At 72.9% G+C, this 19,637-nt stretch carries 16 protein-coding genes; 7 read left to right on the top strand and 9 right to left on the bottom strand.

What is annotated here, in order from left to right; translation table 11 throughout:
- Positions 1-75 precede the first annotated feature (75 nt).
- Both IQ210_RS35010 and IQ210_RS35005 read left to right on the top strand, forming a co-directional pair.
- A complete protein-coding gene (locus IQ210_RS35010) occupies positions 76-834 on the top strand; it encodes a hypothetical protein (protein WP_194083224.1) in 759 nt (252 codons plus the stop codon).
- 116 nt (positions 835-950) lie between these two features.
- On the top strand, positions 951-2,519 hold the full coding sequence (locus IQ210_RS35005) for a CocE/NonD family hydrolase (protein ID WP_194083223.1): 1,569 nt from the start codon (positions 951-953) through the stop codon (positions 2,517-2,519).
- A 152-nt stretch (positions 2,520-2,671) separates the two neighbouring features.
- Here IQ210_RS35005 and IQ210_RS35000 read toward each other — a convergent pair whose 3' ends face one another.
- Positions 2,672-3,415 (bottom strand): amino acid ABC transporter ATP-binding protein, encoded by a 744-nt coding sequence (locus IQ210_RS35000; RefSeq protein WP_194083222.1) that lies wholly within the window; start codon positions 3,413-3,415, stop codon positions 2,672-2,674.
- Positions 3,416-3,544: 129 nt separating this feature from the next.
- Positions 3,545-3,952 carry a DUF6278 family protein gene (locus tag IQ210_RS34995; RefSeq protein WP_194083221.1) on the bottom strand — a complete coding sequence of 136 codons (408 nt, stop codon included), beginning with the start codon at positions 3,950-3,952 and terminating at the stop codon, positions 3,545-3,547.
- Between the two features lie 172 nt (positions 3,953-4,124).
- Between IQ210_RS34995 and IQ210_RS34990 the strand changes: the two genes are divergently transcribed.
- On the top strand, positions 4,125-5,888 hold the full coding sequence (locus IQ210_RS34990) for an SGNH/GDSL hydrolase family protein (RefSeq protein ID WP_322657406.1): 1,764 nt from the start codon (positions 4,125-4,127) through the stop codon (positions 5,886-5,888).
- 1 nt (position 5,889) lies between these two features.
- Here IQ210_RS34990 and IQ210_RS34985 read toward each other — a convergent pair whose 3' ends face one another.
- The 4 genes from IQ210_RS34985 to IQ210_RS34970 form a co-directional block, all read right to left on the bottom strand.
- Positions 5,890-6,672, bottom strand: a complete 783-nt coding sequence (locus tag IQ210_RS34985; RefSeq protein WP_194083219.1) for an exodeoxyribonuclease III — start codon at positions 6,670-6,672, stop codon at positions 5,890-5,892.
- Between the two features lie 30 nt (positions 6,673-6,702).
- A complete protein-coding gene (locus IQ210_RS34980; protein ID WP_194083398.1) occupies positions 6,703-7,338 on the bottom strand; it encodes an MBL fold metallo-hydrolase in 636 nt (211 codons plus the stop codon).
- Between the two features lie 78 nt (positions 7,339-7,416).
- Complete coding sequence (gene pcaDC, locus IQ210_RS34975) at positions 7,417-8,724, bottom strand: bifunctional 3-oxoadipate enol-lactonase/4-carboxymuconolactone decarboxylase PcaDC (protein WP_194083218.1); 1,308 nt, start codon at positions 8,722-8,724, stop codon at positions 7,417-7,419.
- A 127-nt stretch (positions 8,725-8,851) separates the two neighbouring features.
- The gene (locus IQ210_RS34970) at positions 8,852-9,769 is read right to left on the bottom strand and encodes a LysR family transcriptional regulator (protein WP_194083217.1); all 918 of its coding nucleotides are present in this window, start codon (positions 9,767-9,769) and stop codon (positions 8,852-8,854) included.
- A gap of 123 nt (positions 9,770-9,892) precedes the next feature.
- Here IQ210_RS34970 and IQ210_RS34965 point away from each other — a divergent pair, with 123 nt between their 5' ends.
- The 4 genes from IQ210_RS34965 to IQ210_RS34950 are packed head-to-tail and all read left to right on the top strand — an operon-like array spanning position 9,893 to position 13,140.
- Entirely contained in the window at positions 9,893-10,390 is a 498-nt protein-coding gene (locus tag IQ210_RS34965; RefSeq protein ID WP_322657402.1) for a nuclear transport factor 2 family protein, read from the top strand.
- A gap of 52 nt (positions 10,391-10,442) precedes the next feature.
- Complete coding sequence (locus tag IQ210_RS34960; RefSeq protein WP_194083216.1) at positions 10,443-11,330, top strand: alpha/beta hydrolase; 888 nt, start codon at positions 10,443-10,445, stop codon at positions 11,328-11,330.
- Positions 11,327-12,169 carry an NAD(P)H-binding protein gene (locus IQ210_RS34955; RefSeq protein ID WP_194083215.1) on the top strand — a complete coding sequence of 281 codons (843 nt, stop codon included), beginning with the start codon at positions 11,327-11,329 and terminating at the stop codon, positions 12,167-12,169. The genes IQ210_RS34960 and IQ210_RS34955 overlap by 4 nt, the downstream gene beginning before the upstream one ends.
- A complete protein-coding gene (locus IQ210_RS34950) occupies positions 12,166-13,140 on the top strand; it encodes an MBL fold metallo-hydrolase (protein WP_194083214.1) in 975 nt (324 codons plus the stop codon). The genes IQ210_RS34955 and IQ210_RS34950 overlap by 4 nt, the downstream gene beginning before the upstream one ends.
- An 18-nt stretch (positions 13,141-13,158) precedes the next feature.
- Here the strand turns inward: IQ210_RS34950 and IQ210_RS34945 are convergent, their stop codons facing one another.
- The 3 genes from IQ210_RS34945 to IQ210_RS34935 form a co-directional block, all read right to left on the bottom strand.
- Entirely contained in the window at positions 13,159-14,190 is a 1,032-nt protein-coding gene (locus IQ210_RS34945; RefSeq protein WP_194083213.1) for a hypothetical protein, read from the bottom strand.
- A 123-nt stretch (positions 14,191-14,313) separates the two neighbouring features.
- Positions 14,314-16,716 carry an SWIM zinc finger family protein gene (locus IQ210_RS34940; RefSeq protein ID WP_194083212.1) on the bottom strand — a complete coding sequence of 801 codons (2,403 nt, stop codon included), beginning with the start codon at positions 16,714-16,716 and terminating at the stop codon, positions 14,314-14,316.
- Entirely contained in the window at positions 16,713-19,541 is a 2,829-nt protein-coding gene (locus IQ210_RS34935) for a DEAD/DEAH box helicase (RefSeq protein WP_194083211.1), read from the bottom strand. The genes IQ210_RS34940 and IQ210_RS34935 overlap by 4 nt, the downstream gene beginning before the upstream one ends.
- Between the last annotated feature and the right edge of the window lie 96 nt (positions 19,542-19,637).

Below are 19,637 nucleotides of genomic sequence, written 5' to 3'. Positions count from 1 at the left end.
CCTGCCCCCGTCAGGAGCGCGAGGAACAGGCGTCGTCGAACACGGGTTTGCGTATCCCCGCTACCATGCGCGCCCATGAATGACGACGTGCGCAACATCGTCCTGGGCGTGGTGGCCGCCGGCATCAGTGCCATGCTCGGCTGGCTGGCCCGGACCTACCTGTGGAAGCGGAAACTCCGGCGCAAACAGGCCTTCTTCGGGCTGCCCGACCACTCGGAGTCGCTGCTCGTCGTCAACCGGGACGCGGCCAGCCCCGACCTCGCGGTGCACCGCTACGACGTCTTCGCGCTCCTCGAACTCTCCGCGCTCATCAAGGACTGCGGCGCGCACGCCGATGTGATCACCCAGGACGCGGCGCGGCAGGGCTTCGGGGAGCGGACGGAGTTCTGCGTGGGCGGGCCCGGGTCGAACCGCCGGATGGCGGCCCACATGCACGCCATGCTGCCCGGGGTGCGGGTGAACCTCGACCCGGAGCCGGGGCCCGACCGGCTGGCCTTCCAGATCGGCAGCGAGCGCTACCGGATGGAGAAGGGGCAGAGCGAACACGTGCTGCTGGCGCGGCTCACGGCCGGCCAGTCGGGCCAGAGCCGGCCGGTGTTCCTGTTCTGCGGGCAGACCGCCATCACCAACCAGGCCGCGACCCGCTACCTGGCCCGCAATCACGAACGGCTGGCCCGCAAGCACGGGAGCAATTCGTTCGTACTCCTGCTGAAGGTGGTCAACTCCCAGGCGTACGGTCCGGACGTCGCCGAGCTGGTCGCAGATGTGACCCGAGCTGCACAAACGCCCCTGCCCGCACCGGCCGCTCCGCGCAACTCCCACCGCGCCTCCTGAATTCATTCACACCACAACAATCGTTACTCCCACGTAACTTACCGACGGGTTACCTCCGGTAAACGGCCGAGGTTACCGTTCGGTCACTTTGCACTGACACGAGTGAGGAGTGACCCGTGGGACACCATCGCAAGGCCCTGCGCACGACCGCCGTGGGCGCCGTCTCCGCGACTCTGATCGCCGGTAGCGCCCTCGGGTTCGCCCCGGCCGCCCAGGCCTCGACGGGCGGCATACGATTCGTCGACATCGCCGGCGACGGCGGCACCGTCCTCAAGGCGAACGTCATCACCCCGGTGGGCGCGGACAGTTCGCGCCGCTACCCGCTGATCGTGTTCCCCACGAGCTGGGGCCTGCCCCAGGTCGAGTATCTGGCACAGGCACAGAAGCTCGCGAACTCCGGCTACATCGTGGTCAGTTACAACGTGCGCGGCTTCTGGCAGTCGGGCGGACAGATAGAAGTCGCCGGACCACCCGACATAGCCGACGCCTCCAAGATCATCGACTGGGCGCTCGCCAACACCCCGGCCGACGCACAGCACATCGGCATGGGCGGGGTGTCGTACGGCGCCGGCATCAGCCTGCTCGCGGCCGCGCACGACAAGCGCGTCAAGGCGGTCGCCGCGCTCAGCGGCTGGGCCGATCTGATCGACTCGATCTACTCGGGCCGTACCCAACACGTCCAGGCGGCAGGCCTGCTGGACGGCGCGAGTGTCGTCACGGGACGGCAGAGCGCCGAACTCCGGGAGATCTTCGACAACTTCTACGCCTCCAACCTGTCCAAGGAACAGGACATGATCAATTGGGGGAAGGAACGTTCTGCCGCCACATATGTGGACCAGCTGAACAAGAACGGCGCGGCGGTCATGATGGCCAACGCCTGGGGCGACTCGATCTTCCCGCCCAACCAGTACGCCGACTTCTACGAGAAGCTGACCGGCCCCAAGAGACTGGAGTTCCGCCCCGGCGACCACGCGACCGCCGAGCTGACGGGCCTGTTCGGGCTCCCCAACGACGTGTGGACGGACACCGAGCGCTGGTTCGACCACTACCTCCAGGGCGACGACAACGGCATCGACCGCGAGCAGCCCGTCCAGCTCAAGTCCCGTTCCACCGGCGGCTACGAGGGCTACCCGGACTGGAAGTCGGTCGGCGCCACGACGAAGAAGCTGGCCCTGTCCGGCACGACCACCCTCCACACGAACGTCGACTCGGGCGCGGACGGCGGTGTCGTCTTCCTGTCCAGCATCCTCGACCAGGTCGCCCAGCTCCCCCCGGTCGCCTCGATCCCCCTGCTCCCCCGCCGCTGGGCGGCCGTATGGCAGTCGGGGAAGTACACGACCGCCCAACAGGTGCGCGGCACCGCGAAGTTGCACACCACCGTCACCCCGACCAAGGAGAGCGGCACCCTCGTCGCCTACCTCTACGACGTGGGGCCGCTCGGCCTCGGCAAGCTGGTCACCCACGCGCCGTACACCTTCCACGGGCGGGCGCCCGGCAAGGCGTTCGGCCTCGACCTGGAGCTGTACTCCACGGCCTACGACGTCCCGGCAGGGCACCGTCTGGCCCTGGTCGTCGACACGGTCGACCCGCTCTACATCGAGCACAACCCGTCCGGCGCGCAGCTGACCTTCTCCTCGCCGGCGAACGACCCGTCGTACGTGTCGATTCCGCTGCGCGAGCAGTGATCTCCGGCCGGCGCGCCGGGCGGGTATGGCTCTTGTGAGCTGCCACCCCCTACGGTCTCGGGGCCGTGGGGGGGGGCCCACCGGGCGGCAGCGAGATCGCCGTCATCACAGCGATGAACGGCACATCGTAGTCGAGGGGCGGCGCCGTCCCGTCAATGCTTGAGGATCTTGGAGAGGAAGTCCTTGGCGCGGTCGCTCTCGGGGTTGGTGAAGAAGTCGTCGGGGGCGCGGTCCTCGATGATGCGGCCGTCGGCCATGAAGACGACGCGGTTGGCGGAGGCGCGGGCGAAGCCCATCTCGTGGGTGACGACGACCATGGTCATGCCCTCGTGGGCGAGTTGCCGCATGACTTCGAGGACCTCGTTGATCATCTCCGGGTCGAGGGCCGAGGTCGGCTCGTCGAACAGCATCGCCTTGGGCTCCATGGCGAGGGCGCGGGCGATGGCCACGCGCTGCTGCTGGCCGCCGGAGAGCTGCGCCGGGTACTTGTCCGCCTGGTCGGCGAGGCCGACGCGGTCCAGGAGTTGGCGCGAGCGTTTGTCGGCGTCGTCCTTCTTGGTCTTACGGACCTTGACCTGTCCCAGCGAGATGTTCTGCAGGACCGTCTTGTGGGCGAAGAGGTTGAAGGACTGGAAGACCATGCCGACCTCGGCGCGGAGCCCCGCGAGGGCCTTGCCCTCCTCCGGCAGCGGCTGTCCGTCCAGCCGGATCTCCCCGGAGTGGATGGTCTCCAGCCGGTTGATCGCCCTGCACAGTGTCGACTTTCCCGACCCTGACGGGCCGATGACCACGACCACCTCCCCCTTGCCGACGGTGAGGTTGATGTCCTGCAGGACATGCAGCTCCCCGTAGTACTTGTTGACGTCACGCAGCTCGATCAACGGATCGACGGCCATGCCCAGCCCTACCCACTCTCAGCTGTGTCGCGGTTGCCGCAACCTATCGAGACAATAGTGGAGTTAATACACGACACGCACTTTTCGGGCATTAGCCGTATTTAAGCCCCGCTTATGTGCGTGCACGCTCTAGGCCTCCGCCACCTCGCCGTAGACCTGGGAGAGTTCGGGCACCCCGCTGGCCGCCCAGTCGTGGCCGTCGGCGACCACGTCGAACTCCCGGCCGGAGGCGAGCCGGATCACCGGCTGGCCGTCCGCCCTGATCCCCCACACGGCGCCCGGTACGGTCCGCACGATCACCGTCCCGAGGTACAGCCCGGCGTCGTTGCCGAGCCACTCCAGCACCTCCGGGTCGTCCCGCCACCGCGGCACCAACTGGTCCAGGGCCTCCAACGAGGCGACGGTGTCGTCCAGTTGGACACCCGACCCGGCCGCCTGGTGGCGCAGCAGCTCACACTCGGCGAGGAGTTCGGCGATGCCCTCGGCGTCGTGCGCCCCGGGTTCCTCGCGCCGGTTGCCCAGAAAAGGGATCTTCATACGCCCAGCGTGTCATTCGCACCGGCGTGCGCACCACAGGCGCGCGGGCAGTCGATTCCGGGCGACTTCGCGCCGAGTTCGCGCATGGCGCGTTGACGGGTCACCCAGGGCCTCCCTACCTTCACCGTGCGTCACGCGTCTCGTCCTGACCGGTCGTGAACGGGGGAATCAGGTGCGCCGAGGTGTCCGCAGGTCCGTTGTCGTCCTCGCCCTGTTCACGGCGTTGACGCCGACCGCTCCCGTGCAGGCGGCGCAGGTGCGCGGCACCACGGAACCCCTGCCGCTGGAGCGGCTCTTCGACAACACGGCCGTCAGCGACGACGCCCGTCCCGGCGAGGCGGACTTCGACGGCACCGGCGCCTCGCTGTCGGCACGGGACCTGACGGCGGCGGGCTGGACGCCGGGCCGGACGCTGACCGTGCAGCGGGCCCGGCTGACCTGGCCGCGCGGGGAGCCGGGCGAGCCGGACAACGTGCGGGCCGCCGGCCAGTCGGTGCGGGTGACCGGCCGCGGCGACGCGCTCGCCTTCCTGGTGGCGGGTACGGACGGCGGCGACGTGCCGGGCACGGGGGCGGTGTCGTACACGAACGGCACGACCTCCTCGTACCGCCTGACCGCCCCCGACTGGCGCACGGGCCCGCTCGCCACGAAGGCGGTGGCGCTGCCGCACGTGAACACGCCCGGCGGTCAACTCACCGCGCAGGCACGGCTGTACGTGGTGACGGTGCCGCTCGTGCTGGGGCTGCCGGTCGCCTCGGTACGGCTGCCCAACTCGCCGGGTCTGCATGTGTTCGCCGTGTCCGTGCGGGGCGACACGCCTGGCTGGACGGGGAGTTGGGCCGCTGCCACGGCCGGGTATCCGGCGGTGGGGCCGTGGAGCGACCGTACGCTGCGGCTCGTCGTGCACACGTCGGTGGGTGGGCCTCGGGTGCGGCTGCGGTTCGACAACACCTTCGCGGCGGGACCGGTGCGGATCGGGAGCGCCACGGTGGCGGTCCAGGGCGCGGGCGCGGCGGCGCGGGAGGCGCCGGTGGCGGTGGCCTTCCGGGGCTCGGCGGGCGTCGAAGTGGCCGCCGGGGCACAGGTGTTCAGCGATCCGCTCGACTTCGAGGTGCCCGCGGACAGCAGTCTGCTGGTCAGCTTCCATCTGCCGGGTACGGTGGCTGCGGCGCCCGTGCACCGGCTCGCGCGGCAGCGGTCGCACGTCAGTGAGGCGGGCGACCACACGGCGGACGCCTCCGGGACGGCGTACACCACCGTCCTGACCAGCTGGCCGCTGCTCACCGGGGTGGACGTGGGCGGCGGGCCGGGGTCGGTGGTGCTGCTCGGGGACTCGATCACCGACGGGGAGAAGTCGACGGCCGACGCCGACCGGCGCTGGCCGGACGTGCTCGCGGACCGGCTGCTCGCCCAGGACGAGGTCCCGCACTACGGCGTGCTCAACCAGGGCATCTCCGCGAACCGCGTGGTCTCCGACCGCTATCCCGGCGACGGTGTCTCCACCGACACCGGCGGGGTGAGCGCCCTGCACCGCTTCGACCGGGACGTCCTCGCGCAGACCTCGGCGCGTACGGCGGTCGTCTTCCAGGGCGTCAACGACGTGCGGTGGGGTGCCACGGCCGACGACGTGATCGCCGGGCTGCGCGAGCTCGCCGACCGGGGGCATGCGCGCGGGCTGCGGATGCTGGCGGCGACGATCGCGCCCTGCGAGGGCGAGGCCCGCTGCACGGCCGCGGTCGACGCCGAGCGGGTCGAGGTCAACGCCTGGCTCCGGGACGCCGACGCGTTCGACGGCGTCCTCGACTTCGACCGGGTCGTACGGGACCCGGCCCACCCGGCGCGGATGCTGCCCGCGTACGACAGCGGGGACCATCTGCATCCGGGGGACGCGGGACTGGCCGCCCTCGCCGGGTCGGTCGACCTGAAGCTGCTGTGAACTACGGCACGTCCAGGTCCACGACCACCGGTGCGTGGTCCGAGGCGCCCTTGCCCTTGCGCTCCTCGCGGTCCACGTAGGCGTCGGTGACGGCCTTCGCGAACGGCTCGTTGCCGTACACCAGGTCGATGCGCATGCCGCGGTTCTTGGGGAAGCAGAGCTGGCGGTAGTCCCAGTACGTGAAGGGGTGCTCGTACTTCAGGGGGCGCGGGACGACGTCCGAGAGGCCGGCCTCGCGGAGGGAGGCCAGGGCCGCGCGCTCGGCCGGGGTGACATGGGTGAGGCCCTCGAAGGCGGCCACGTCGTAGACGTCGTCGTCCGTCGGCGCCACGTTGTAGTCACCCATGACCGCGAACGGGCGGCTGCCCGCCGCGTCACCGGCGACGGCCGCCTTGAGGGCCTCGAACCACTGGAGCTTGTAGGCGTAGTGCGGGTGGTCCACCTCTCGGCCGTTGGGCACGTACACCGACCACACCCGGACGCCGCCGCAGGTCGCGGAGATCGCGCGGGGCTCGGGGGCGCCGTCGTAGCCGGGGTCGCCGGCCAGGCCCTTGACCACGTCCTCGATGCCGACGCGGGACAGCACCGCCACGCCGTTCCACCTGCCGGTCGCGTTGACCGCCGCCTCGTAGCCCAGCTCGCGCAGCTGGTCGAACGGGAACTGCTCCTCGGCCAGCTTGGCCTCCTGGAGGCAGAGCACGTCGGTGCCGCTGCTCTCCAGCCAGGCCAGGAGCCTCGGCAGGCGGGCGGTGATCGAGTTCACGTTCCAGGTAGCGATGCGCATGCCTGACAACCTACCGGCCCCCACTGACACTCACAGCGACGTGCTCTCCCCGGGCGCGAGACGCAGGTGCTCGGCACCGCCGAGGGCGCCGATCTGGTTGTCGTAGATCGGCCGGGCGAGGTCGGTGAGGAGGGCGTCATGGACGTCGTAGGCCCGTTGCGGCTTGACCTCGCGGACGTAGTCGATCACCTCGGAGATCTTGCTCCAGGGTGCCATGACCGGCAGCATCAGCGTCTCCACCGCGTGGTCGGGGACGGTGAGGGCGTCGCCGGGGTGGAAGACGCGGCCGTCGTCGACGAGGTAGCCGACGTTGGTGATGCGCGGGATGTCCGGGTGGATGACGGCGTGCAGCTCGCCGTGGACCTGGACGTCGAAGCCGGCGGCGGTGAAGGTGTCGCCGTGGCCGACGGTGTGCACGCGGCCGGGGAAGGCGGCGGAGATCTTCTCCGCGACGGACCTCAGGGTCCAGATCTCGGCGGCCGGGTTGGCCTCCATCGCGGCGCGCAGCCGCTCCTCGTTGAAGTGGTCGGGGTGCTCGTGCGTGATCAGGATCGCGTCCGCGCCGACCGCGGCGTCCGCCTCGCTGAACATGCCCGGGTCGAGGACGAGCGTGCGCCCGTCCTTCTCCAGGCGGACGCAGGCGTGCGACTTCTTCGTGAGCTTGATGGTCATGGCACCATCCTGCCTCCTGGAGGGGCGGCCGCGGCGGCTCAGCCTGGTGCTTCCACTGCCCGTCTCACGCGCTCACTCCTCCGGCGTCGTCTCCTCGCGGATGACCTGCTGGGCCACCTTGAAGGCGCTGTTGGCCGCCGGTACGCCGCAATAAACGGCCGCCTGGAGGAGCACCTCCTTGATCTCGACCGGGGTGAGGCCGTTGCGCAGGGCGGCGCGGACGTGGAAGCCCAGCTCGTCCAGGTGGCCGCCCGCGACCAGCGCGGTGAGCGTGACGCAGCTGCGGGAGCGGCGGTCGAGGCCGGGGCGGTCCCAGATCTCGCCCCAGGCGTAGCGGGTGACGAACTCCTGGAAGTCACCGGAGAACTCGTCGGCCTGCGCCAGCGCCCGGTCCACATGCGCGTCGCCGAGCACCTCTCGGCGCACCTTGAGCCCGGCGTCGTACGGGTCGGGCCGCCCGCCCAGGGCCTGGGGCGCCGGGGCGGCCGGGGCGATCTCGGCGATCGGCACGGCCTGCGGCGGCGGTCCCGCGGCGGCCAGGACCGGCTTGACCGGGGCTGCGGGGATCGCCATCTGGCCGGTGGTGGAGTCGTAGGCGGGCTGCCAGGCGGTGGAGAAGTGCCGGACCAGGAGGTCGGTGACGGCCGCGGGCTGTTCCACCGGTACGAGGTGGGAGGCGCCCGGTACGACGGCGAGCCGCGCGTCCGGGATGCCGGCGACGAGCGTACGGGCCTCGGCGGGGCCGGTGACCTGGTCGTCGGAGCCGACGAGGACGAGGGTCGGCACCCCGACGTGGGCGAGTTCGGCCCGTACGTCGAACGCGGCGAGGGCCTCGCAGGCGGCGATGTAGCAGCCGGGGTCGGTGGTACGGACCATCTGCACGGCCCAGTCGGTGATCGCGGGCTGCGCGGCGGCGAACCCGCCGGTGAACCAGCGGTCGGGGGACGTACGGGCGATGGGGTCGAGGCCGTTCGTCCGGACGATCACGCCGCGCTGCCGGAACTCGTCGGGCGTCCCGAACCGGGGCGAGGCGGCGATCAGCGCGAGCGAGGCGATCCGCTCCGGGTGCCGCAGCGCCAGCTCCAGACCGATGGCGCCGCCGAACGCGCAGCCCGCGTAGCCGAAGCGCTGCACGCCGAGGGCGTCGAGGGTGGTGAGCAGCCGGTCGGTGACGTCACCGACCGAGCCCGCCGGGTACGCGGGCGCACCGCCGTGGCCCGGCAGGTCGAAGCGGAAGACCCGCCACTGCTTGGCCAGCTCGGGGACCTGCCGGTCCCACATGTGCCAGGTGGTGCCCAGTGAGGGACCCAGGATCAGGACCGGTGCGTCGTCCGGCCCGTCGAAGCGGTACTGCAGGGGGTTCTTGGGTGTCTCACTCACGCCCTGCACGCTCTCACATCTCACCATTTCCCACGCGCGTGGGTGGGCGACCCCCGCAAGGCGTCCCACGTTGTGGCGGGTTCGCGAAGATCCTTGACAGCCGGTCGTCCCAGGCCGGGTGGTGGGATCAGGCGGCGTCGAGGTGGCGGTCGTCGCCGACGAGGGCGCGGACCTCGGCGATCAGGCGGGTGATCAGGGGTTGCGGAGCCTGGTCGTGCCACACCACCGCGAGGTCGAAGGGCGGCGCGTCCGTGACGGGGATCCAGCGCACGGGGCCGCCTGGCAGCAGGGCGCGCAGCGGCTCCGGGGCGAACCAGACGCCGTGGCCGCGGCCGACCTCCAGCAGGCAGTCCTCCACCGTGGGCACGACCGGTCCGCGGGGTGCGGGACGGCCGTCGGGCCGGGGGTCGGCGAGCCAGTACCGGTCGGCTTCCGGCGAGGCGAGCACGTCGGGACGCAGCACCGGATCGTCGGCGAGGTCGGTGAGCGTGAGAGTGGTGCGGTCTGCCAGCGGATGGCGGGTGGACAACACCACGGCCCGGCGGTCGGTACGCACGACCGAAGTGTGCAGCCCGACGTCGCCGAGGGGCAGCCACATGAAGGCCGCGTCCGCCCGCCCGTCGCCGAGGAGTTCGAGCTCCTCCCTGGGATGCCGGGCGCCCTTCAGCGTCACCCGCAACCCGGGCACGGAGGCCTCCAGGGCGTCGGCGATGTCGACGGCGAACAGACTGGTGGCCGCCGGGCAGCAGGCCAGCCGCAGCGTGCCGCGCTGAGCGGCGGCGACCGCGCGGACCCGGGCCGCGAGGCGGGCGACGTCGTCGACGACGGTCGCGCCCCCGGCGGCGAGTTCCTCTCCGGCGGGGGTGAGCAGCACGCCGCGGGAGGTGCGTACCAACAGGTCGACGCCCAGGGCGCGTTCGAGCTGCCGTACGTGGGTCGAGACCGCCTGCTGGGTCAGATGGAGAGCCTCGCCGGCGCCGGTGATGGACCGCCTTCGAGCCACGACCAGGAACGAACGCAGATGGCGCAGGTCGATGTCACTCACCCCGCCACCCTAGCTGTCACAGCGAATTGCGGTGCCCGGCACAAGACTTCTCTGTTTCTCCCGCGCCGTCGCGGCGGGCCAGACTCGTCGCGTCGATCACAACCCGCCGACAGGGGAGACTCAGTGAGCACGACCGACCAACTCGCCGTTCCCGCCACGGACTTGCGACGCCTGATGGACCGCCAGGCCGTGATCGAGACCTGCACCCGCATGGGGTGGCATGCCGACCGGAGAGAGTGGGCCGCGTTGAAGGCGGTGTTCGCGGACGAAGTACGGCTGGACTACACGAGCCTGAACGGCGGAGAACCGGCCGTGCTGGCGCCGGAACAGATCGTGGACGCCTGGTCGCGGGTGCTGGGCGGGTTCGACGCGACCCAGCACCTGATCGCCGGCCATCTGGTGGAGCCGGCGGACGGCACCGCCGTCTGCACCGCCTCGTTCCAGGCCACGCATCGACTGGCCAACCCGTTCGGGGCGCCGCTGTGGACGCTCGGCGGCACCTACCGGTTCGACCTGGTCCGGGTCGACGGGCGGTGGCGGATCAGCGGTGTGGTGATGACGGCGACCTGGGCCGACGGCAACCAGGAGCTGATGAACCTCGCGGCGGCGAAGGCCGGATGATCCGGCCGCTCTCGTCGCTCGACCTCAACCGACCATGCGGAAAGGACCGTTCGTGACGACCCAGCACAAGGTCACCTTCTCCGGCCGGGGGAACACCCTCACCGGCAACCTGTTCCTGCCAGACGGCGGCGACCCGGCGCCCGGAGTCGTGGTGGCCGGGACCTGGACCAGCGTCAAGGAACTGATGGCCGACCGGTACGCCGAGCGGCTGGCCAACCGCGGATTCGCCGCCCTGTCCTTCGACTTCACCGGCTTCGGGGAGTCGCAGGGCGAACCGCGCGACGTGGAGGACCCGGCGCGCAAGGTCCGCGACATCCATGACGCGGTGACGTTCCTCGCCGGCCACCCCGCCGTGGACGCCGACCGGCTGGGCGCGTTGGGCATCTGCGCCGCCGCGATGTACATGGCCGACAACACCGCCCACGATCCGCGGATCGGCTCCCTCGCCCTGGTCGCGCCCTGGCTGCACGACGCCGCGATCTGCGAGGCCGCTTACGGGGGCGCGGACGCCGTCGCCCAGAAGATCAAAACGGCCCGCGAGGCCCGCGACCGGTTCACCCGGACCGGCGAGATCGACTACGTTCCGGTGGTCAGCGCCTCGGACGAGCGCGCGGCCATGCCGTACGACATCGACTTCTACCTCAACCCTGCCCGTGGCGGCATCCCCGAGTGGCCCAACCGCTTCGCCGTCATGGCCTGGGAGGACTGGCTCACCTACGATTCCCTCGTGCTGGCGCCCCGGATCACCCGGCCCACTCTGCTCGTCCACAGCGAGGACGCCGCCATTCCCGACGGCGCCCGCCGCTTCCACGCGGGCCTGGCCGGCCCCCGGGACATCCTGTGGACGCAGGGCACCCAGTTCGACTTCTACGACCAGGAGCCACAGGTCACCCTGGCCGCGGACACGGTCGCCGCGCACTTCGGACGGACCCTGCGATGATCCTCGTCACCGGAGCCACCGGTCAGGTCGGCGGCGAAGTTGTCCAGGCCCTCGTCCGGGCGGGGCAGCCGGCCCGTGCGCTGGTACGCCGGCCCACCGAGCTGCCGGTCGAACAGGCCGTGGGCGATCTCGACGACCCGGCCTCGGTCGCCCCCGCCCTCGACGGCGTCCGCGGGGTGTTCCTGCTGCCCGGCTACCGCGACATGCCGGGGCTGCTCGCCGAGATGCGGCGGGCCGGGGTGGAGCGCGTGGTGCTGCTCTCCAGTCTGGCCGCCGTCGCCACCGACACCCGTAACGCCATCTCGGAGTTCATGATCCGGTCCGAGACGGCGGTCCGCGGCTCGGGCCTGGCCTGGACGTTCCTGCGCCCCAACGCCTTCATGTCCAACGCCCTGCGCTGGCTGCCCCAGTTGCTGGCGGGCGACACCGTCAGGGACGCCTTCGGTGACGTGCCGATCGCCTCCGTCGACCCCTACGACATCGCCGCCGTGGCCGTCCGGGCGCTGCTCGACGCCGGGCACGAGGAACGCGTCCACCTGCTGAGCGGACCCGAACGGCACCTGCCCGCCCAGCGGTTGGCGATCCTGGCCGAGGTGCTCGACCGCGATCTGCGCTTCCACGCCCTGACGGACGAGGAGGCCCGGGCCGACATGACCGGACGGATGCCGCAGGAGTACATCGACGCGTTCTTCGCCTTCTACGGCGACGGGACCATCGACGAGTCCCTGATCCACCCCACGGTGGAGAAGGTGACGGGCTCCGCGCCGCGCACCTTCCGGCAATGGGCCCTCGCCCACCGCGACGCCTTCGCCCCTTCCCCTGACGGGGGTTCCGGGTGAACCGGCGGCCACGGCGCCTGCTCGCCCTGGGCGCCGTCGGGTGCGCCCTCGCGACGGCGGTGGTGGGCTGCGGGGACGAGCCCGCCGCGCCACGGCCGGGACGGTACGCCTCGCCCGACCCGGGTTCCGTCAACACCTACTGGATCGAGGCGCCGGAGGGGCTGGTCGTCGTCGACACGCTGCGCACGCCGGCCGACGCCCGTCGCGCGATCGTACGTATCCGGAAGACCGGGAAGCCGGTCGTCGCGCTGTTGCTGACGCATTCCCACCCCGACCACGTGGGTGGGGCCGGCGCCTTCCACAGGGCGTTCCCCCAGGCCGTGCTGTACGCGTCCCGGGGCACCGACAAGGCGATGCGCGAGGACCGGCGGGGCTTCTATCCGCTGGCCCGTTCGGCGAACCCGAGCTTCCCCACCGAACTCACCTATGCCGACCGGGTCTTCGAGGACGGTACGCCGGTGCGCGTGGGCGGTCTGCGGCTCGAGACCGCCCGGTTCACCGACGGTGAGTCCGACACGGCGACGGTCTACTACCGCCCCGACACCGCCGACCTCTTCTCCGGCGACCTGGCGGGCAGCGGTGTCACGCCCGCGCTGATCGAGGGGAACACCTGCGGCTGGCTGCGGAACCTGACCCGGCTGCGCGCGCGGTTCCCCGACGCCGGGACCATGTACCCGGGGCACGGGGCACCCGGTCCGGCCGGGGCGCTCATCGACGAGCAGCGCCGGTACCTCCGGCGGTTCCGGGCGCTCGTCCGCCCGGCCGTCGCGCCGGACTCGCCTCGGGGCGCCACGGTCACGTCCGGCGAGCGGACGTCGATCATCGCCGCGATGGAGCGCGCCTACCCGCACCAGCCTCCGGTAGCGGACCTGCCGACGCTCGTGCAGGAGAACGTCAAGGCCGTCGCACGGGAGCTGACTGGGGAGGACCCCACCCGGGTTCCGGCCGCCTGCGCGGCTCCGGCGCCTTAACGGCGGTCGGGCGACGGGTTACGGCACCGGGGCGACGGCGGGGCCGCGGACGGTCACGCCGTAGCGGGTCCGCATGCGGCGCAGTTCCCACAGTGCGACGGCCGTCACCGACACCGGGCCGCCCAGCAGGGAGCAGAGCTGGACGGCGGGCGGGCCCTGTTCCGGCATGCCGCTGTCGATCAGGTTGAAGAGCGCGAACACCCACACGAACACCGTCGTCACCACGGGCGGCAGCATCGGATGGACATGGCCGGTGTTGAAGGCGCTGCGGGCGGAGTAGAGCGAGGCCAGGACGAAGAAGGGAAGGCCCCAGGCCAGCGCGACCAGCCCCACGATGCCCACGCAGAACCCCTGCCAGCCGCCCAGGTCGGTCTTGGCCACCTGGGCGATCCCGAAGAGGGTTCCGCCGAGGACGACCACGGTCGTCACGTACCAGCCGACCGCCTTCAGCGGGACCCGGAGCCGAGAGCGGAGGTGGGGTCGCAGGTGCGGGGGCGCGTAGTAGATGAAGCCCAGGATGACCAGGGGGCCGCCGACGATCAGCAGGACCGGGGCGATGAGCGCCTGGGCGGCGCTGCCGGCCGCCGCGTCCTGCCAGCCGCCCTTGTCCGTGCCGTAGGCGAGGAACAGGACGACGGTGGCGGCGGCGCCGAGGACGGTGCGGGCCACCTGGACGCGGTCCACGGTGCGGTCCTGGATGCGGTCCTCGCCCGCCTGCACGAACAGCCGGGTGGCGACCCGGTGCGCGGAGCGGATGACGCCGCCGGTGAGGTAGGGCACGGAGAAGAACCACAGCCGGCTGCGGCGCCGCGGCGCCCGCCCGCGGCTGGGCACGGGGGCGGGTGGCACGTAGGGGTACGGGTTCTGCGGCGGGTACGGCTGCTGCGGCGCCGCCGGCCCGTAGGGGCCGCCCTGGGGCGGCAGCCCGTAGGGGTTGTGCGCCGGCTGCCCGGGAGGCGGGCCCCAGCCCTGACCGCCGCCCGCGTTGCCGCCGGGATGTCCGGTCTGTCCCCCCGGGCCCGTGCCGGGGCCCCATCCGCCCGTTGCCATGTCTTGTCCCCCGAGGTGTTTCCCTGTCAGTTCACTGTGTCGCACGGCGACATCGCGGCAGTGTAATGGCTCATGTGCCGACCGCCGTCACACGGTTTGTGGCGACATGGTGCGCAAAAGGTGTCAGCTCTCCGGCGAGGCCCCGAGCCCGGTCAGGGCACCGACCGGGTCGAGGTCGGGCGTGCCGCGGGGCCACCAGTCGTCGGCGCCGGGGTCGGACTCGTAGGCGTACCACAACCCGTCGCGGCCCAGGCGGAGTTGGACATGGCCGCGGGGGTGGGTGAGACGGTTGCGCCAGGGGCGGAAGGCCGGGAGGTCGGCGGCGAGGAGGAGCGGGCGGGCCCGGTCGAAGCGGCCGGCCGGCGGGTCCCAGGGCTCTTCCAGTACGGCGAGCCCCTCGAACCCGCCCTGCCGCCAGGCGGCGACCGCGCGCGCCAGGTCGGACGGGGTGCGGTCGGCGGCGGAGGCGAGGGAGGCGTACAGCGAACGGGTGGCGGCGGTGAGGCCGGAACCTGGGCGGGCCGCGGCGAGCCGCACCGCGTCCTGCCACAGCGTCAGGTCGGCGACCGGGTCACGGCCGGTGGCGAGCAGGGCGTGGGCACGGGCCGCGGCGTCGGTCGCGAGCTGGTCCAGCGCGAAGGGGTCCGGGCCGCCCGGGGCCGCGGGATAGACCGGGGGCTGCTCGGGGTGCGGCGGCACGGGCAACGGGGCTGGGAGGGGCGGGAGTTGCCGGGGGGCGAGGGCCTCGGTGGCGCGTACGCCGGGCAGGGGCGCCGGGCCCTTCTCCTGGGCGGCGCGGGCCGCGCGGGCGGCGCTCAGCCGGGAGAGGGTGTCGAGGAGTTCGCGCTCGCCCCGGCCGCGCAGCAGGAGCAGCACGAAGGGGTCGGCGTCGAGCAGGCGGGCGGTCTGGTAGCAGAGCGCGGCGGCGTGCTTGCAGGGGTGACCGCGGTCCGGGCAGCTGCAGTGCGGGTCGAGCTCGCCGGGTCCTGGAAGCAGCCGCACCCTGCCCTCGGCCAGCGAATGCGGCATCTCCTTGTCGAGCAGCGCGGCGATGTGCCCGGGCCGCTCGGCGGCGGCGTCCAGGAACCACTGCCATTCCGCGTCGTCCAGCGTCCGCAGCCGCACCTGGACCCGGTAGGGGCGAGGACGGCTCCCCTGCACGTACGCGAGCACCAGCCCGGGGGTCACGGTGATGGCGTCGACATTCCCCTGCTCGGCATACCCGCGCCCGCGCGCCAGCCGTTTCGCGTCCAAGGCGCCCTCCTCCAGCGCCCTGACCCAGGCATTGCCCCACCATGTCTCGGCGAAGCCATGCTCACCGTCTTCGGCACGGGGGCCGAACGCCGGGAAGGTGCGCCGGAGTTCGCCGTCCCGGCCGGGGGCGGCCATGGAGCGGGGGTGATGGGGGGATGCGGCCGGCGAGTGCGGCTCGGCGTTGCCGCCGAGTGAAGGTGCGGGGGGCGTCGAGGGCTTCGGCCAGGTGGGGGCGGGGGCGGTGTCCGGCTCGATCTGTGGGGCGGTGCGGGGTGCGGGCGTGGCGGTCGGTGCTCCCGGCGGGGTGGCGCCGAGGGCGGCCGCCGAGTCGGCCGAACCGCCGTGGCCCGCCTGGCTGTCGCCGCCCTCGCGCTCGGTCGGCTCGTCCTCCTCGCGGGGCATGCTGAAGGCGTCACCGATGAGTGCGCGGAGGTCGCGAGCCCGCACACCGTCGCCTCGCCCGCCGCGCGGGGAGCCGGATGCCACCGGGGTCGACCGCGGTGCCGGACGCCCGCCCCGACCGGCCTCGACCGCGCCCTCCTGCTGAGCCCGCCGCGCTTCCTTGCGCGCGGCACGCAGGGCTTCCCGCACACGGTCGGCAGCCCCGTCCGAAGCGGCCCGGTCGGCCGTCCCCACGCCGAAGGCACTGTCGGGTCCAGTCGGTTCCAGGGCTCCCTCAGCGGGGATGACGGGGACGCCTTCGGACCTCGGCTGGTCCGGAGCGGGTTCCTTGTGGCTCCCAGACTGGCCCGGAGCGGGTTGCCTGCGGCTCCCAGGCTGGTCCGGAGCGGGTTCCCTGCGGCTCCCGGACTGGCCCGGAGCGGGTTCCCTGCGGCTCCCGGACTGGCCCGGAGCGGACTCCCTGCGGCTCCCAGACTGGCCCGGAGCGGACTCCCTGCGGCTCCCAGACTCGTCATGAGCGGGTTCCCTGCGGCCTCCGATGCCCTCGGGCACCTCGCCGCGCGCGGCGCCCTGGACGCCGTCAGCCTCCGGCAGGTCACGCTCGGGTTGGCCGTCTCCTCCTGCCACTCCCCGCCGCTCCGACCTCGCACGGCGCAACGCCGCTCGTGCGGCGTCGCCGGGCCGGGCCTCCCGGCGCTCCCCCTGCACCGGTCCGCCGCCCTCGCTCCCCTTCGCCTCGGCAGCCGGTCCGGAGGCGGTTCCCTCGGTCGGGGCGCCGGAGACGCCCGAGCCCTCCGCCTCCTCCAGGGCCTTCCGCTCCCGTGCCTCCCGCAGCGCGCGCCGCGCCTCGTCCGCCGGGCGGGCGGTCATGATGTCCTCCGCAAGGAGACCAGGTCCGTCAGTTCGCGGTCCGTCAGTTCCGTGAGGGCCGATTCGCCGGAGCCCAGGATCGCGTCGGCCAGCGCGCGCTTCGCTTCGAGCATCTCGGCGATGCGGTCCTCCACGGTGCCCTCGGTGATGAGGCGGTGGACCTGGACGGGCTGGGTCTGGCCGATGCGGTAGGCGCGGTCGGTGGCCTGTTCCTCGACGGCCGGGTTCCACCAGCGGTCGAAATGCACCACATGGCCCGCGCGCGTGAGGTTCAGGCCCGTGCCCGCGGCCTTCAGGGACAGGACCAGGACCGGGGTTGTGCCCGCCTGGAAGCGGTCCACCATGCGTTCGCGTTCCGGCACCGGCGTGCCGCCGTGCAGCAGGTCCACGGGCACCGCGCGGGCGGCGAGGTGAGCGGTGATCAGGCGGGCCATGCCGACGTACTGCGTGAAGACGAGCGCCGAGCCGTCCTCCGCGAGGACGGTGTCCAACAGCTCGTCGAGCAGGGCGAGTTTGCCGGAGCGGAGCACCAGCCGCTCGGCCGCCCCGGCCTCCTCCTTGAGGTACAGCGCCGGATGGTCGCAGATCTGCTTCAGGGCGCCCAGCAGCTTCAGCACCAGGCCCCTGCGGGCGATGCCGTCCGCCGTCTCGATGGCGTACATCGACTCACGGACCACCGCCTCGTAGAGGGAGGCCTGTTCGCGGGTGAGCGGGACGGGGTGGTCCGTCTCCGTCTTGGGCGGCAGTTCGGGGACGATGCCCGGGTCGGACTTCTTGCGGCGCAGGAGGAAGGGGCGGACCAGACGGGCCAGCCGTTCCACCGCCTCGGTGTCCTCGCCGTTCTCGACCGCTCGGGCGTGGCGGGCGCGGAAGGACTTGAGAGGGCCGAGGAGCCCTGGGGTCGTCCAGTCGAGGAGGGCCCAGAGTTCGGAGAGGTTGTTCTCGACGGGCGTGCCAGTGAGGGCCACGCGCGCGGGGGACGGGATCGTGCGCAGCGCCTTGGCCGTCGCCGAGTACGGGTTCTTGACGTGCTGGGCCTCGTCCGCGACGACCATGCCCCAGTGCTGCTCGGCCAGCCGCGCGGCCGTCGACCGCATGGTGCCATAGGTGGTCAGGACGAAGCCGCCCTCGAGGTCGTCCAGGGTGCGGTCGGGGCCGTGGAAGCGGCGGACGGGGACGCCGGGCGCGAAACGGGCGATCTCCCGCTGCCAGTTGCCGAGGAGCGAGGCCGGGCAGACCACCAGGGTCGGTTCGCGGCGGGCGCGCTTGAGGTGCAGCGCGATCACGGTGATCGTCTTGCCGAGGCCCATGTCGTCGGCGAGGCAGCCGCCGAGGCCGAGGGTGGTCATGAGGTCCAGCCAGGCCAGGCCCCGGAGTTGGTAGTCGCGCAGGGTGGCGTGCAGGCCCGGGGGCGGCTCCGCGGGCCGGACTCCCGTCGTCAGGCGGTCGCGCAGGGCGGCCAGCGCGCCGACCGGTACCGCCTCGACCGTCTCGCCGTCGACCTCCGCGCTGCCGGTGAGGGCGACGGAGAGGGCGTCGACCGGGTCGAGCAGGCCCAGTTCGCGCTTGCGGGCCTTGCGGACGAGCGCCGGGTCGACCAGCACCCACTGGTCGCGCAGCCGGACGACGGGCCGGTGAGCCTCGGCGAGCGCGTCCATCTCGGCCTCGGTGAGCGGGTCGCCGCCGAGCGCCAACTGCCAGCGGAACTGGAGGAGTTCCTCGCTCTCGAAGAAGCCGGTGCCGTCGGTCGCCGAGCCGGGGGCCGGTCGTACGACGGCGGCGGCGCTGAGGTCCTGCGCCAGGTCCCGGGGCCAGTGCACGGCGACCCCGGCGGCCGCGAGCCGGGTCGCGGCGACGCCGAGCAGCTCGCCCAACTCGTGCTCGGACAGGGCGAGTACGTCGGGGACGTCCTGCTCGGCGAGCCGGTCCAGGGGCGGCCAGACCCGGGCCGCGCGCCGCACGGCGAGGGCCGCGTCCACGCGGGCGCGGGGCCCGAACACCGCGTCCGCCTCGCCCGCCCACAGGGCCGCCGCGTCGGCGACGAGGGTGGGGTCGGCGAGGCTGTGCACCTGGACGATCGCGGCACCGGCGCTGCGGACCTGCTCGTCGGCGTCGAACAGGTCGTAGGCGGACAGGTCGAGGCGGAGCGAGATCCGCACGCCCGCGTCCATGCCGGCGGCGACCTCCGCGGCCCAGTCGTGCGCCCCGGGCAGATGCTGGGGGCGGCGGTCGGCGAAGGGCCTGCCGGAGGCGAAGGGGGCGGCCGGGGTGCGCGGGAGGGTGTCGGCGACGGCGTCCAGGAAGGCGCGCATCAGCGCTTCCGGCTCGGGCAGCCGCAGCGGGCCCGGGCCTGGCAGGGGCACCGCATGGCCTTCGTGGGGCAGGGCGGCCGCGATGGCACGCAGGTGCGCGATGTCGTCAGGGTCGAGGGGGCCGGCCCGCCAGGCGTCGTGGCCCGAGGCGGTCAGGCCGGGCAGGAGGCAGCCGCGGGCGGCGAGCCGCAGGGCGTGCAGCGCGGCGGCGCCCCAGCAGGCGGTGGCGGGATGGGCGGCGGGGTCGCGCCGGGCGCGCGCGAGGAGGGGCAGGGCCTCGGCCAGGGGGAGGGTGAGCGCGGGGGCGGTGCGGCGGCGGACACCGGCGCCGTGAGGTCGTACGACAGTGAGGTCCGTGAGACCTGCCGAGTCCTCCGGCAGCGGGCCGTCCTCGGGGTCCCAGAAGGCCATGCGGCCCTCGCGCGGGAGGGGCGCGGGGAGGAAGACGGCGGCGAGGCGCGCGGAGAGCGGCCGGGTCGCCCGCTCGGCCACCGCCGTGACCGTGTCACTCATACGTCCTGCCACCTCCCCACCCGTGTGTCGGATCAGACGTCTACGACTCTACGGGCGGGGTCTGACAATCGGCTCCGGCGACGGGCCGCACCCCTC

The sequence above is a fragment of the Streptomyces justiciae genome (genome assembly GCF_015163075.1).
In the GTDB taxonomy this organism is placed as follows: Bacteria; Actinomycetota; Actinomycetes; order Streptomycetales; family Streptomycetaceae; genus Streptomyces; species Streptomyces justiciae.
This window is presented reverse-complemented; position numbering and strand designations above follow the sequence as displayed.